Raw genomic sequence first — 14357 nt, 5'->3', positions numbered from 1 at the left:
GTATGCCATCACCTTTTGCCAATACGCTGTACGATCCGGACGCCGCGTCCTGCCCGGCCGTCGCCTGTCATCTTGATTTTGTCGAGTATGAAGCGGAAGTGCCGGTGCATACCCATCGCAAAGGGCAGTTGATTATTGTGCTGTATGGTGCAGTGAGTTGTCGGGCGGAAAATAACCTGTGGATTGTGCCGCCTCGCTGCGCGGTATGGATCCCGGGCGGTATTCCGCACAGTGTGTCCGCCACCTGGAACGCGCGCCTCAATTATCTGTTTATTGAACCCGGCGCTGCCGCGCTGCCTGGCAGCTGCTGCACCCTGGCGCTCTCTCCCCTGATCCACGAGCTGGTGGAGCGACTCACTCGTGAGGGGGCGGATTATGTGGCGGATAGCCATGCCGGGAGACTCACCCGAGTGACCCTTGACGAACTGGCGACCATGCCGGCGCAGCGCCTGAATCTGCCCGTCTCAGCACATCCCAAAATTCGGGCGATGGCCGACCGGCTGGTCAGCCATCCTGACGATCGCAGCACCCTGTCGGTGTGGGCGAAGCGTCTGGCGCTGAGTGAGCGTTCGCTGGCACGGGTGATGCTGCGGGAGACCGGCCTGACCTTCGGGCGCTGGCGCCAGCAGCTGCATTTGATTATTGCCCTGCAGGAGCTGGCCAGCGGCGTTTCGGTACAAAACGTGGCGGCTAAGCTGGGGTATGAATCGGTAAATGCCTTTATTACCATGTTCAAAAAAACGATGGGGACGACACCGGCGCACTATTTTGCCGAGCGTCAGACCGCGGCTCGTTAAGAAAACCTTGTCGGGCCGCGACGGCTGGCGTGGCACCCAACAAGGCGGCAGGGGGTGCTTACGCTTTCGGCGGCTTGATCTTAATAATAAATCGTTCGTTAACCCGGGTGATCCTCGCGCCAATATCGCCAAACTCGGTGGCGATTTTAAAAAAATCGTCCGCGGCGACATCAAAATCGAGTTCAATTTTCGGGTGCTGTCCTGTCGCCAGTAATTCATAGAAATGGTCAAGGCTGCGGGCTTTTTCGCTGGGCATCTTATTTCTCCATGGTAAACCAATCAGCAGGGCGTTTATTGTTTAAAGCGTTTTCCGGATTATTCAGCAGGATGACAGTGGCGCCTGATATAAGATGATGCAATGTCATTAATGATACGGTGGGGCGATATTATTCCATGTTGTTAAACCTGTGGCCGCGCGTTTCCCCAGGATGCTATGAGGCGCGGGACAACCCTGCGGCGCGGGTTGATGATAGACATTTTATGATGACAATTTGATGACAGTAAAATGAACGTACAATAGCGCCGGGCTTTCTTTTGACTAAATAAATTTATTTGGTGGCTGTTAAGGCAGAACTTAACTACTTTATGGTGAGGGGCGTCATTCGGCGATGGCTAACAGTGAGGGAGCAACGATGCAATTACTTGATTTATTCGCAGGTTTATTGTGGTTAAGCAGCGTTATTTTCCTGCTGTATCTCCTTGATGTGGTCATCACCCGTTATCTGTATCGTAAATAACCGGGAAGGGGATGCGCGAGGACGCTCGGCATAGGGTACTGCGCCAGAGGATGTTATTATGACGCCGGACTGATTCAGAAAGGAATGCGCGGTGGCCGGGAGAATTGATTACGATATTGAAAAATACCAGTTTACCGAAGCCGGTGAGTCGCCACGGCTCAGAGCGCAGTGGCGTGAGGTCTATCTGGAGTGTCGTCAGCAGCAGGCCGGGGCTGAGGAGCGTCTGCGCATTGCGCTATTGAATGTCGACTATGTCACCAGCTTCGAATTGCCTTTTCGCCTGCTGCTGGTACGCGCGCCGCAGCTGATCGCCGACGTGCGCGATCAGCTGCAGCTCAATCGTAAAGCCGCCGTTTTCAACGGCAAACGTTACGGTTGTGTCTACAGTCTGAAGCAGGATTTACAGCCGATTCCGGAGTCCTTCCATTACCACCTGTCAAACCGTATCCGTCGCGTCGATCCGCAGGGACCGACGGCAGCCCCGTACCAGCAGATTGCCCGCGAGATAAAGCCGGCCCGGGAGCGACTTCGCCATGCGTTACTTGCCGGCTTGCCGGTTACCGCGCTTGATGCGCTGTTCTGGTTCGGCAGTCAGCGGGTGGCGGCGGACATTGCGCAATTGCGCCGGTCCGGCATGGGAATTGTCACGGAAGAGGTGGAAGCCAGCGATAATCTGTTCAACACCACCCGGCGAGTACCGGTTTATCGTCTGACCAGTAAATGATGCGGCGAGCCTTCGCCCAGTCGTTGCTTCGGCAGGCAGCTCACCATTGCCCCGTCAAACCAAACGCACTGCATGCTGCCGGTGTGCCGCGGCGCAGGGCCCAGCCATGCGCTGGCGATGAGCATGAATAGCATCAGCCCCAGCGGAATCACGTTTATTTTTTTCACTGCCTGTCATCCACTTCACTCTTCTTCGCTGCAGGATAGCGGGAAAGTATGACGTTTTGTCGACTGAGTCACACTTTTTTATTGAGGACTCATGGCATGCCAGGCGAAGCGGCGCCTCAGGACGCAGCGTTATTCATATTCGGCATAATGATATGACTAAAACTGGCGGCTTGTATTTTTCATTTTTATTACCCCTCTCTTTTTTTACCTGGCAGCACAAAGCGTGAGACGACCAGGCTTTACGCAGAATACTCTGGTAACTGTCTGGTTTGAAACAATATTTTAATTGACTTTTCAGAGGGAGTTACAGCAGTGGCTAATTTATATTAATTCAATTTACCGATCAATAAATTATATCTTGATAGTTTTTAACTATCGAATGATTATTATCGATCACTTTAAACTATTTTTGTTGGCGGAAAATATATGACATGCTTTAACCCTTTCTTATTTTTGGTATTTTTTAAATGGTTGAAGAAAACGTGAAAAATACCTCTTATCGCTTCGTTCTGGAGCCCGCTATTAGCGATGACGGCAGCTACCACTCGTGGGAGTTGCTTACTAAAGATATTATAGCACCCGCACAAAATACCACCTCTGCGTCGACGTTTTCTTTCTCCACGCTTACCGAACGCGATAAGCTTGCTCTATTTATTCGGCAAATCGAGTTACTTTCTGTATTTGATTTCGCCCGGGTCGATAATAAACCGATATCGCTGAATATTGATGATTTATTAAGCCACTTTATTCTGACGGATCGCTATCTCTGTGATTTCCTGCGCTCCTGTAAACACATTGCTCTGGAAATAAATGAGAACTTTCACGAGTTTATCGCCGGACGTGAGCTGACGGCGCTGAGCACGCTGGCGGCGCTTTGCCCGGTCTGGCTGGATGATTTTGGCCGCGGACGGACGTCCTTCCCGCTGCTGGAGCGCTTCCGCTTCGATTGCGTCAAAGTGGATAAAGATTACTTCTGGGATAAAGAAAACGACCCCGCTTTTCCCGGGCTGTTGCAATCTATTCATACCCTGACCAGCCATGTGATCGTTGAGGGGATTGAAACCGAAAAGCAAAAACAGTTAATCAGCGCCGCCGGGGATATCATTGGACAGGGCCGTTACTGGAAGGATGAATATATCTTTCTGTGCTGCTGACCCGGGATCTGATTTCTGTTTCTTACCATCCTTTTTTTATCCAGTTTTAAATTAACCCTTTGTTACAGATAGTCTTTATTAGCGCAGTGATAATCGCCTCTCATTTTCTTTTTTGAAGGATCATTCACTGTGAATACTCGCTTGCGTAACACCCTGCTCGCCATTGCGCTGACCACCTGCTTTACGGCAGCCAGCCAGGCGTCGACCTCCGCCGATGTACCGTCTGTCTCGCAGGATCCGGTCGTCCAGCACCTGAAGCTGAGTGAAGAGCAGGTCGCCAAAATCCAGGCGCTGCGTCAGGGATTCGAAAACAATGTAAGCCAGATTAAAATCAGCGGCTATCAGGATGGTGCCCTGGCAGACGTTATTCACTCCGGGAAATGGGATGACGCTAAGGTCAAACAGCAGCTGGCCGCCTTTGGCCAGCTGGACCAGCAGGTGCGGTATTATCGTGTGAAATACTACTTCGACGTGAGCCAGGTGTTGACCCCCGAGCAGCGTGAGCAGGTGAAAAAAGACCTCTCCGCCGCGATCAACTAACCCTGCGTCAGCCACCCGCTGCAGGTGATGCTGGCCCGGAAGATGCCGCCGTGCTCCGGCGGCTACCACCTGATTTTACTGACCGTGGTTTTTTTCCAGCCGGGCAAAATACTCTGGCGCAAACGGACGCGGATCGACATCGGCAAACGGTGCGCGCTCGAAGTGTGATTTCAGCGCCCACGGCACCGTGCAATCGAAGATTGTCTTGCAACTGATACCCTCTCCGCGGATCGATGGGCTGTATGCCGGGGTCTGGGAAGGATCCAGCTGGTGACCACGGATGCCGGGGATTGTCGTGATGCTGACATCCCCCTGCATACGGGTGGTCATGGCCCACAGGATATCGTCGCTGTCAAAGATATCCACATCTTCATCGACCAGAATGATATTTTTCAGCTCGGAATAGGTCGCCAGCGCTACCAGCGCGGCCTGCCCCTGACGCCCTTCGTCGGCGGGTTGGCGTTTTTTCACCTGCAGGATCCCGAGGAATTTACCGCCGCCCGCGGTGTGGGCGTAGACATTTTGTAAAAAGCCCGGGATAGCAGCCTCGACAGCATTCCAGATACTGGCTTCCGTTGGCAGTCCGGCGAGGGTGGTATGCTCTTCGCCCGGCCCTACCAGCGTCTGCAGAATCGCATTGTTTCGCATGGTCACCGCTTTGACTTTTATCACCGGCAGCGACGGATTGGCGCCGCCGCAGTAGCCAGGAAATTCCGGCATCGCGTGGCCGCTGTTGGTATGCTGATCTTCTCTGACGCGTACCCCCGGCAGCAGTTCCCCTTCGATAACGATCTCGGCGCGAGCGATGGCTTTCTCCGGGACGCTGACGCCCTGTACCAGCTCTACCGGACGCTGACGCAGCGCACCGGCGACGCCCAGTTCGTTATAGCCAAACGGTGTGGTTGGCGCTTCAAAGCAGGCGCCGATATAGATAGCCGGATCGAGTCCCATATTGATGGTTATCGGCAGCGGTTTGCCGGCGGCCTCGGCTTTCTGGCGAAACACTTCGATATGGCGGCCAGCGGCGAGAAACATCGACAGCTCATCCCGGCCCTGGACGCACAAGCGGTGGATGGTGACGTCGGTGAGCGAGGCGTCGTCGGGATCGCTGGCCAGCGCCAGGCCCAGGCAGAAGAAGGGACCGGCGTCGATCGGGGTGTTGGTGGGCGCCGGGAGCAGGGTGCGCAAATCAAAATCCGGATCGTCGGCCAGAAAGACCTGTTCCTGACAGGGGGCGCTGCTGGCCGGAACGACCACCGGCGCGACCGGTTTTTTCACCGCTTTGCCTACCTCCAGCGCCAGCTGTGAGGCTTCGCAGCCCAGCAGCAGCGCGGCCCGCTGGCGGCTGGCGTGCATGCCCACCAGAATGCGCGAGTGCGGATAGCCCTTAATATTGTTAAACATCATCGCCGGGCCGATGCGGGTGGGGCGCTTCACGGTGCCGCCCGCGCCGATGTGGCGATAGACGCCGGCCAGCTCAGCGTTAGGGTCAACCGGATGATCGGTTTCGAGGTACTGATTGTCATGCTGTTGTAGCAGCGCGATAGCGTCGCGCAGATCCTGAATCGGTGCGGTCATGATGTTCTCCTTAGCGTGTCGATGCGGATAGTATGCTTCGCAGGCTAATGGTTATCAATTGCATCATTCATGCGTTATTGATAAGATTTTTATTATCAATTTACTCTGCGGAGTTCGGCCATGTCTTTTCGAGCGTTACGCCATTTTGTGGTCGTTGCTGAAGAATTACATATGCATCGGGCGGCGGAGCGGTTACATATCGCCCAGCCCGCCCTCAGCCAGCAGATTAAACAACTCGAGCAGCGCCTGGGCGTGGTGCTCTTCTCCCGCGCTAACCGGCGCCTGACCCTCACCGCCGCGGGCGAGGCCTTCTTGCAGAAGACGCGGCTGGCGCTGGAGATGGCCGATCAGGCGGTCCTGGACGCCCAGCGCACCGCGCGAGGCGAGCAGGGGCGATTGCATCTGGGCTATGTCTCCAGTGCGATGTATGACAGCAAACTGCCGGGGCTCCTGCGCGAGTTGCGCGCTGACTGGCCGGGGATTGAGCTGTCGCTGGTGCAGGGGGATGTGCAAATGCTCTACGAAGCGCTGCTGGATCTGCGTCTGGATATCGCCATCATCCGCGCGCCGCTGGCTTCACCGCCGGACGCGCTGGTGGTCAGGCCATTTGTGCGGGAAAAACTTTGCCTGGCGCTTTATCAACAGCATCCGCTGGCAGGCGTGGGGGCGCTCAATCTGGCCTCGTTGCGCACTGACAACTGGATCTCGCTTGACGATCCGCAGGGCACCGGACTGGAGCAGGTATTTATTGACGCCTGTCGCGTCGCGGGTTTTACGCCGCAGGTGGTGCAGCGAATTAACGATGTCACCTCGATGATTAGCCTGGTCTCCGCCGGGGTGGGGGTGGCGCTGGTGCCGGTCTCGGCGCGGGCCTTACGCCTTGATAACGTGGTGTATATCGATCTCCAGGATCGGCTGGCGGAGAGTGAGCTGAGCATGGTTTACCACCGCCATTTCCGTTCGGCGGTGGTGCGGAAAGTTATCTCGCTGCTTAATGCCGCTGAGCAATAATCCCGCTTAGCGGGTCTTCAGGCGGCCAAAGCTGACAATCCTTGAACGGCCCAGCTCTTTCGCCCGGTACAGCGCGGCGTCCGCTGCGCGCAGCAGGCTGTCGCTTTGGGTGTGCTGCGGGTAGCTGGCGATGCCAATCGACACATCCACCTGGCCTATCTCCGTCAGGCCATCGCGCAGCGTCATATTGTGCACCTGGGTGTAGATCTCGCTGGCGCACTGGTGCGCCCCGGCTTCGTCAATCCCGGGGAGCAGCACTAAAAACTCCTCGCCGCCGTAGCGGAAAGCCATGCCGATATCGCGCACCGCGCGCTGCACAATGGTCGCGACGCTCTTAATCACCAGATCCCCGGCTTCATGGCCGTAGCGGTCATTGATGGCTTTGAAGTGATCGATGTCGATCATCAGGCAGCTCAGCGGGGTGTGGGTATGGACCGCCAGCGCCATCTGCGAGTGCAGCGCTTCATCAAGATGATGGCGGTTACGCAGGCCGGTCAGCGAATCGAACAACGCTTTTTCCAGCAGGGCGCTGCGTAAACGCTGATTGGCGAGCGCCAGCCCCAGCGCTTCGGCCATCAGCTCCAGGTAAGCCCGGGAAGGGGCGTCACTGGCGGTGACGTTCTGAAAGCTCAGCAGACCGATCGCTTCGCCCTGGGCGATGAGCGGTACGCAGAGCGACTGGCCGGCGTGCGCCTCCGGCAGATGATAGCAGGTGATATCGGGCTCACCCTGTACCGGCGGATGGCTGAGTCCCCGCCGTATCGCCCAGCAGTCGTCGGGAGCAAAGGACGTCGTCTCCCCGGCGGGCGACAGCCACTGCGCCACGCAGCGCATCTGCCATGGATCGGTATCCAGAATATACAGTTTACCGGGGATCGTCGGGGCGATGTTCGGCGCGAACAGCTCCGCCACCTTAATCACATCCTCTATGGTTTCACAGCCCTGCAGACGCTGGGTCATACGCGCCAGCAGTTCACGGATCGCCCAGTCGGCGTCGCGCTGCTGCTCCAGCTGCTGGCGGGCCAGGCCGTTCTCGCGAAAAATGCGGATCGCCTGGGCCATATCGCCAATCTCATCCACCTGGGTGAAGTGCGGCGTCTCCACCGCATAGTCCTGGGAGGCGAGACGCTGCACCACGTCGCTCAGACGGACCACCGGGTACAACACCCGGCGTTTGAGAATGAAGCCGAGGACAAACAAAAACATCAGGGCGGTCAGGCCGACCATGATTTCCGACAGCGTACGCCAGATCCGCGAGCGCTCGGTGGCCTGGTCGATAGCGATGGCGGCGCGATGCTCAAGCATCTGACGGAAGCGATCGATCTGCGTCTGCATGCGCTCCAGTTCGGTCTCATACGCTTTGCCGTACAGCACCGCGATGGCCGCTGGCGCATCGCCGCGGGCGACATGCGTCAGGGCCGCCTGCTGTTCATCCTGAAGCTCATCGGCGATCCGCAGACCATCCTGGAGTAGCGCCAGCTCCTCGCGGCTGGCGCCGTTATCTTTCAGTCCGGCCAGCCGCTGCTCAATGCTTTTGTCGGTCTGCTGCAGTTGCTGATACTGCGTAAGCGTCTCCGGCGAAGGCTTAACCACGTACAGTCGGGCGAGGTCAGACAGCGCCCAGGCGTCGTTTTCCACCTCGTCGGAGAGGGTATCAAAGACCTGGCGCTGTTGTACCGCCTGGCGTTCGACGCGGTCGGCGCTGGAGGCCATAAGCATGGCGCTGCCGGATGCCAGCGTCAGGCCGACGGTGATCCCGTAAGCCCAGTTGGTGATGGTGGCGATTCTCACCCTGTATTTCCTTGCATGCAGATGAAGCTGTTTTAATTATAGAACTCGCCCCCCGCCATGACGGCGGCCTGCCTCAGGGGCGGTGCTCGCTGCGGGGGTGTTCGAGGGTCTGAAGAATGATGGCGTGCAGCGTTTCCGCATGGTGGCGCAAAACGAGAAAGACATCGCTATCCAGAGCGCCATTTATAACATCCGCTTCCATAATCTGTAAGGCCTCCTGCCAGGCCATTCCTTTACGATAAGGGCGATCTTCGGTCAGCGCGGTGAAAATATCGGCGATAGAGATAATACGGTCGGCGAGGGTCAGATGATCTTTTTCGAGATGCAGAGGGTAGCCGCTGCCGTCCAGTTTTTCATGGTGATTCGACGCCCAGTTAATGATGTCGCCGAGCTCGCTGTAGTCGCTGAGGATCTCGCCGGTCATATAGCTGTGCTCGCGCACCTGGTTCAGTTCGTCCTCATCCAGTTCGCCCTCTTTTTCGAGGATGGAGAGCGGGATAGAGATCTTGCCGATATCGTGCAGATAGCCGGCAATCTGAATTTGCTGGCAGATGGGCTCCGGCAGTTGCATCCAGCGGGCAAGCTGGCGGGCGATTTCCCCCACCATGATGCTATGGGTGGCGGTAAAGCTGCTGTAGGTGTCGACAATTTTGGCAATCAGCAGGCAGATATCTTTCAGACCATGAATATCCAGATACAGCGTGTTGATGGGACCAATAATTTCCAGCAGCCGTTGAATATGGCCGGGATGAAGGTGCTGCCAGAAGTTCGCATTTTCAGCGACCTCGCACAGCATATCGCACAGCGGCGGATCGATCTCCCGGTGCAGGGAGACGAATTGTTCCACCACCGCCCGTGTGGGCCAGCCAGCCACGTGACTCCCGGCAGGCAGCAGCCGTTCAAAGGCATCGGCGAAATAGACAATATGCTGTTCGCGGCTACCCCGGTGGTCCGGGCTAAAATGGTGATCGCGAATGAAGGGGACAATGGGCAGAAAGGTCACTAACCCTTCCAGCATCGCCGCCCCCTGGCGCTGATGCGGATCGTGGATGTTATCGATGGCATCCAGCGAATGAATGGTGCGTTTATCTCCCAGCACGCCGATATCGTGCAGCAGCGCGGCGCAAAAAATGGTCTGCTGCCGCTCGGCAGGCAGCCCCAGCCTTTGCGCCAGCGTCAGGGCGATTAAGGCCGTTCGTTGCATATGCCGGTGCAGTTCAGGGTTAATGATCTGAATGACTCTGGTCGTCAGCATTAGCGCTGATTTCAGGGCAATACGCATTTCTGTTCTCCGTACGCGTTACCTGGCGGGCAAAAATGACCTCGCGGGTGACGGAAGTGTCGATAATCTGATCGCAATGCGTGTTGTGTAGTTGGCTGCTGAACAGGTTAATACCCAGAATGTATCAGGTTCATAGCGCTGCCCGATTCAGAGCCTGCCGTGCACCAGATTTGGGCGATGTTGATGCGAGAACCTTATTATTGTCTGATAGTTAACCATTTCCCCCCCAAAAAATAAATAAATTCTGGCAAGCCCTTTGCATTAAGCAAGCGTTAGTTTGATTAATGTCTATGAAGGGAGTGACCTGTATGAATTTTAGAGCATTACTTACCATTGCGTTACTGACGATGAGCAGTCTGGCATTTAGCGAGACGCGTCTACCGCATATTGTCATTTTAGCCACCGGCGGGACAATTGCCGGTTCGGCGGCCAGCAATACCCAGACAACGGGTTATAAAGCCGGGGCGATTGGGGTGCAGACGCTGATTAACGCCGTGCCGGAAATGAGTAAAATCGCTCATGTCGAGGGCGAGCAGGTGGCGAATATCGGCAGTGAGAACATGACCAGCGACATTATCCTGGAACTCTCTAAGCGGGTGAATGCGTTATTGGCCCGGGATGATGTCGATGGCGTGGTGATCACCCACGGCACGGACACCCTCGATGAAACCCCTTATTTCCTCAACCTGACGGTCAAAAGCAACAAGCCGGTGGTCTTTACCGCGGCGATGCGTCCGGCGACGGCGATCAGCGCCGACGGGCCGATGAACCTGCTGGAAGCGGTCACGGTCGCCGCCGATCCTGATGCCCGGGGGCGCGGGGTGATGGTGGTGCTGAACGACCGCATCGGCGCGGCGCGCTTCGTCACCAAAACCAATGCCACTTCGCTGGATACCTTCCGGGCGCCGGAGGAGGGCTACCTTGGCGTCGTGGTGGGCGGAAAACCCCAGTTCGAGACGCGCGTGGATAAAATTCACACCCTGCGCTCGGTGTTCGATGTCCGCCAGCTGAAGACCCTGCCGAAGGTGGTGATCATTTATGGTTATCAGGACGACCCGGAGTATATGTACGACGCGGCGATCGCCCATCATGCCGACGGTATTATCTACGCCGGAACCGGGGCGGGGTCGGTGTCGGTACGTAGCGCTGCGGGCATCAAAAAAGCGCAGCAGGCGGGCATCGTGGTGGTTCGCGCCTCCCGTACCGGCAGCGGCGTCGTGCCGCCGGATGACAGCCAGCCTGGGCTGGTGTCCGACTCCCTCAACCCAGCGAAAGCGCGTATTCTGTTGATGACTGCGCTGACGCAAACGAAAGATCCACAGCTGATCCAGCAATATTTCCACACCTACTGATCCTCTGCGGCCAGGGCGTCGCTCACGCCTTCGCTGCGGTTTGCCCCACAGTGACCCGATGTCGGGTCACTGTCCGCGCTAAACGCCGCGCTTTATGCGTATAAGGCGTAAAGAAATATTTTTTTTACGGCGGGTGAGGGCGGTATTAAAGTGCAAACAACTGGCAAGACGCTTATTTTTAAAGCATCTTTAAATAAGTCTATTCTTAATTATTCCCTTAAGGCGATTTTAATATTCCTTATGCCGACGGATAAAAAATGTTTCACTCTGAAGCGGGAGTGCTTTAATTCTTTCGCGGTACAGACGACGATCTTGTGGACGCGGGCAGGCTGCGGGCCACGTGGCTGAGCGGGCTCAGTCCCCGGCAGACAAGGCGTTCTCGCGGCGGGTTTCGGTTATGCCTGTTAGTAACGCTGATGATTAGCGTGAAAATGATATGCACGATGAATATATTAAGAAGAGGATAAGATTTAAGTTTACATTTGGTAACATTTGTGCCGCAATTATGTTTTTTTGTCAGCAAGTTGTTTTTTACTTGCCGGAGGGAATTTCAGCGGATTAGTATTGTCGAACTTGCTGTACGTACCGCCTAATGATGATAAATGGATTCTGTTTTCCTTAAGCGTTACCACATAATTAATGTTTACAGGAAAAATCATGGCCTGCGTATTTAATAAACAACTTTTACACCCGCGCAACTGGCTGACCTGGTTTGGGCTCGGCATCCTCTGGTTAATCGTGCAACTGCCTTATCCGCTGCTGCATTTTATTGGCACCAGCGCGGGTCGCCTCTCCCGACGCTTTCTCAAACGCCGCGAACATATCGCCCGGCGCAATATTGAGCTCTGCTTCCCGGACATGTCGCCGGCGGCGCGCGAGACCCTGATCGATCAAAACTTTATGTCGCTGGGAATGGGGCTTATCGAAACCGGCATGGCCTGGTTCTGGAGCGACGAGCGGGTCAAAAAATGGTTTGATGTCGAAGGATTTGCCAACCTTAATCATGCGCTTAGCGGCGGCAAAGGGGTGATGGTGGTCGGTGTGCACTTTATGTCGCTGGAGCTGGGCGGGCGCGCGATGGGGCTGTGCCGTCCAATGATGGCCACTTATCGTCCGCACAACAGCCCGCTGATGGAGTGGGTGCAAACCCGTGGTCGCCTGCGTTCGAACAAAGCGATGATCGATCGCAACAACCTGACCGGTCTGGTGCATGCCTTAAAATCAGGCGAAGCGGTGTGGTTTGCTCCCGACCAGGATTACGGTCCTAAGGGCAGCGTGTTTGCGCCGTTTTTCTCCGTCCCACAGGCGGCGACCACCAACGGCACCTATGTTCTGTCTCGTTTATCGGGTGCGAAAATGCTGAGTATCAGTATGGTGCGCAAGCTGGATCGCCAGGGCTACAGCCTGCATATTAGCGAAGTAATGAATGATTATCCGGGTGAAGATAAGCAGATCGCTGCCGGCTATATCAACAAGGTGATCGAGCGCGAGATTTTGCGTGCCCCCGAGCAGTATCTGTGGGTGCACCGTCGTTTTAAAACCCGCCCGCTGGGTGAACCTTCCGTCTATTAACCTTCCCGCACAGGCTGCGCTTTCAAAATCCCGACAGTTGGGGTAACGTGAGCCGGATCATGTTTTAGTCGTGCGCGAAGGAGTGCAAAGTGTTCGCTGAGTTTGGTGTTCTGAATTATTTGACCTACCTGGTCGGGGCGGTGTTTATCATTCTCGTCCCTGGCCCTAATACGTTTTTTGTGCTGAAGACGGGCATTGCCCACGGCGTGAAGAAAGGCTATCTGGCAGCGGCGGGCGTCTTTATTGGCGACGCGGTGCTGATGTTTCTGGCCTTTGCCGGCGTGGCGACGCTGATTAAGACCACGCCGGTGCTGTTTAACGTCGTCCGCTACCTCGGGGCGATCTACCTGCTGTGGCTGGGGGGTAAAATGCTCTACGCGGTGCTGACCCAGCGCGATGGCCAGGCCGACGCCAGCGCGGAGCCGGCGAGCGCGATCCTCAAGCGCTCTCTGACCCTGAGTCTGACCAATCCGAAAGCGATTCTGTTCTATGTGTCGTTTTTCGTGCAGTTTATCGATGTCAACGCCAAAGCGCCCGGCGTGGCGTTCTTTATTCTGGCGCTGACCCTCGAGGTGATTAGCTTCTGCTATATGAGCTTTTTGATCCTCTCCGGCTCGTTTGTCACCCGCTACGTTAAAACCCGCAAGAAGCTGGCCAAACTTGGCAACAGCCTGATTGGTCTGGTTTTCGTTGGGTTCGCCGCGCGCCTGGCTACCCTGCAGTCCTGATCCCCTCGGGCCGGTTACCCGCTGACCGGCCCGCCGTCTCTTATTCTGCCCTGTAACAAAAACCCTTCATTTTTTATTGCATTGGTGTTACATATACAGCCGTTTATCGCTCAGCAAAAAGGAAGCCCCGATGATTCTGCAAAAACTCCTCAGCAATAAAAACTGCAAAAAATACTGTCTGTCGCTCGCGGCGGTGTTTGCTATCGCGCTGGCGGTGGTGGGGCGGGCGACCTTCGGGGGCGTGGTGAGCGAGTACAATATGCCGTACTCAGAGTGGACGACGTCCATGTTCTTCCTGCAGGGGGCGATGGTGACGGTTTACAGCATTGTCTTTACCGCGCTCTTCGCTATTCCTCTCGGCTTTATTTTCCTCGGCGATGAGCGCCAGGATTAAGCGTCAACGGGCGAACCATGGTTCGCCCTGTCTTATCGGCCCATCAACAGCCTGAAGGATTAATCATCGTCATGATAGTGATGATGGTGGTGATGGCGATGGGCGTGGTACCCATCGTCAATAATGCATCCCGATAACAGCGTGCACAGCGCAATAATCAACGGTAACACGATCGGTTTTTTCATCCCTTACTTCTCCCGCTATTCTGCTTTCCCCGGGGCAGAGAATGCCGCGGTGGATAACGTGAGTGTAAAGGGTTAACTTGTTGATGGGATAGGATAACTCCGCAATATCGCCGCCGCGATCACCACCAGCCGAACTGGCTGCCGGCCACCGCCACGATGGCGACAACCAGCATAATAATGGTGCTTTTTTTCATTATGCCCCACCTGGCGCCGCATAGCCGCCGACAAAAAACCAGCCGAGAAAGACGACGGCGATGATAAAGATCGCCACCGGGAAAAGAATACCCAATTTCATGATAGTGTCCCTGTACCCACGAATGATGCCCTGCATGATACTGGATATCG

At 55.8% G+C, this 14357-nt stretch carries 17 protein-coding genes; 9 read left to right on the top strand and 8 right to left on the bottom strand.

The annotated features are described in order from the left end of the window. Window positions 1-2 precede the first annotated feature (2 nt). A complete protein-coding gene (locus tag HMPREF3142_RS01265) occupies window positions 3-797 on the top strand; it encodes an AraC family transcriptional regulator (RefSeq protein WP_012542139.1) in 795 nt (264 codons plus the stop codon). A gap of 58 nt (window positions 798-855) precedes the next feature. Here HMPREF3142_RS01265 and HMPREF3142_RS01260 read toward each other — a convergent pair whose 3' ends face one another. Beyond that, window positions 856-1053 (bottom strand): hypothetical protein, encoded by a 198-nt coding sequence (locus HMPREF3142_RS01260; RefSeq protein WP_004140506.1) that lies wholly within the window; start codon window positions 1051-1053, stop codon window positions 856-858. A gap of 572 nt (window positions 1054-1625) precedes the next feature. Between HMPREF3142_RS01260 and HMPREF3142_RS01255 the strand changes: the two genes are divergently transcribed. Beyond that, window positions 1626-2258, top strand: coding sequence for an ECs1377 family protein (locus tag HMPREF3142_RS01255; protein WP_008807698.1), 633 nt, complete (start codon window positions 1626-1628; stop codon window positions 2256-2258). Here the strand turns inward: HMPREF3142_RS01255 and HMPREF3142_RS29225 are convergent. After that, complete coding sequence (locus HMPREF3142_RS29225; protein ID WP_032691162.1) at window positions 2237-2425, bottom strand: hypothetical protein; 189 nt, start codon at window positions 2423-2425, stop codon at window positions 2237-2239. The genes HMPREF3142_RS01255 and HMPREF3142_RS29225 overlap by 22 nt on opposite strands. A 467-nt stretch (window positions 2426-2892) precedes the next feature. On the opposite strand from HMPREF3142_RS29225, the gene HMPREF3142_RS01250 reads away from it, so the two are divergent. Continuing rightward, window positions 2893-3579: a KPN_01159 family EAL domain c-di-GMP phosphodiesterase gene (locus HMPREF3142_RS01250; protein WP_016160694.1), complete on the top strand. Its 687-nt coding sequence runs from the start codon at window positions 2893-2895 to the stop codon at window positions 3577-3579. Between the two features lie 129 nt (window positions 3580-3708). Then, window positions 3709-4119 carry a Spy/CpxP family protein refolding chaperone gene (locus HMPREF3142_RS01245; protein ID WP_016160695.1) on the top strand — a complete coding sequence of 137 codons (411 nt, stop codon included), beginning with the start codon at window positions 3709-3711 and terminating at the stop codon, window positions 4117-4119. A gap of 75 nt (window positions 4120-4194) precedes the next feature. Here HMPREF3142_RS01245 and HMPREF3142_RS01240 read toward each other — a convergent pair whose 3' ends face one another. Continuing rightward, on the bottom strand, window positions 4195-5697 hold the full coding sequence (locus HMPREF3142_RS01240) for a UbiD family decarboxylase (protein WP_016160696.1): 1503 nt from the start codon (window positions 5695-5697) through the stop codon (window positions 4195-4197). Between the two features lie 120 nt (window positions 5698-5817). On the opposite strand from HMPREF3142_RS01240, the gene HMPREF3142_RS01235 reads away from it, so the two are divergent. Beyond that, window positions 5818-6708, top strand: coding sequence for a LysR substrate-binding domain-containing protein (locus HMPREF3142_RS01235; protein ID WP_012968530.1), 891 nt, complete (start codon window positions 5818-5820; stop codon window positions 6706-6708). Window positions 6709-6714: 6 nt separating this feature from the next. Here HMPREF3142_RS01235 and HMPREF3142_RS01230 read toward each other — a convergent pair whose 3' ends face one another. Further along, window positions 6715-8499: a sensor domain-containing diguanylate cyclase gene (locus HMPREF3142_RS01230; protein WP_012542132.1), complete on the bottom strand. Its 1785-nt coding sequence runs from the start codon at window positions 8497-8499 to the stop codon at window positions 6715-6717. Window positions 8500-8572: 73 nt separating this feature from the next. Continuing rightward, entirely contained in the window at window positions 8573-9781 is a 1209-nt protein-coding gene (locus HMPREF3142_RS01225; protein WP_008807692.1) for an HD domain-containing phosphohydrolase, read from the bottom strand. Window positions 9782-10089: 308 nt separating this feature from the next. On the opposite strand from HMPREF3142_RS01225, the gene fraE reads away from it, so the two are divergent. The 4 genes from fraE (at window position 10090) to HMPREF3142_RS01205 (ending at window position 13827) form a co-directional block, all read left to right on the top strand. Further along, entirely contained in the window at window positions 10090-11133 is a 1044-nt protein-coding gene (gene fraE, locus HMPREF3142_RS01220; protein ID WP_012542131.1) for a fructose-asparagine asparaginase, read from the top strand. Between the two features lie 657 nt (window positions 11134-11790). Continuing rightward, window positions 11791-12705 carry a kdo(2)-lipid IV(A) palmitoleoyltransferase gene (gene lpxP, locus HMPREF3142_RS01215; RefSeq protein ID WP_008807690.1) on the top strand — a complete coding sequence of 305 codons (915 nt, stop codon included), beginning with the start codon at window positions 11791-11793 and terminating at the stop codon, window positions 12703-12705. 89 nt (window positions 12706-12794) lie between these two features. Continuing rightward, entirely contained in the window at window positions 12795-13433 is a 639-nt protein-coding gene (gene leuE, locus HMPREF3142_RS01210; RefSeq protein ID WP_004203730.1) for a leucine efflux protein LeuE, read from the top strand. Between the two features lie 130 nt (window positions 13434-13563). Beyond that, on the top strand, window positions 13564-13827 hold the full coding sequence (locus HMPREF3142_RS01205) for a DUF2534 family protein (protein WP_004203731.1): 264 nt from the start codon (window positions 13564-13566) through the stop codon (window positions 13825-13827). A 59-nt stretch (window positions 13828-13886) separates the two neighbouring features. Here the strand turns inward: HMPREF3142_RS01205 and HMPREF3142_RS27200 are convergent, their stop codons facing one another. The 3 genes from HMPREF3142_RS27200 to HMPREF3142_RS27190 form a co-directional block, all read right to left on the bottom strand. Continuing rightward, a complete protein-coding gene (locus HMPREF3142_RS27200) occupies window positions 13887-14012 on the bottom strand; it encodes a hypothetical protein (protein ID WP_012542130.1) in 126 nt (41 codons plus the stop codon). Window positions 14013-14131: 119 nt separating this feature from the next. After that, on the bottom strand, window positions 14132-14206 hold the full coding sequence (gene yoaJ, locus HMPREF3142_RS30150; protein WP_004892898.1) for a protein YoaJ: 75 nt from the start codon (window positions 14204-14206) through the stop codon (window positions 14132-14134). Next, the gene (locus HMPREF3142_RS27190) at window positions 14206-14307 is read right to left on the bottom strand and encodes a YoaK family small membrane protein (RefSeq protein WP_004150782.1); all 102 of its coding nucleotides are present in this window, start codon (window positions 14305-14307) and stop codon (window positions 14206-14208) included. Before HMPREF3142_RS27190 ends, yoaJ begins: the two co-directional genes overlap by 1 nt. Window positions 14308-14357: the final 50 nt, after the last annotated feature.

Origin of the sequence: Klebsiella sp. HMSC16C06 (assembly GCF_001808325.1) — a bacterium.
Classification (GTDB): domain Bacteria; phylum Pseudomonadota; class Gammaproteobacteria; order Enterobacterales; family Enterobacteriaceae; genus Klebsiella; species Klebsiella variicola.
This window is presented reverse-complemented; position numbering and strand designations above follow the sequence as displayed.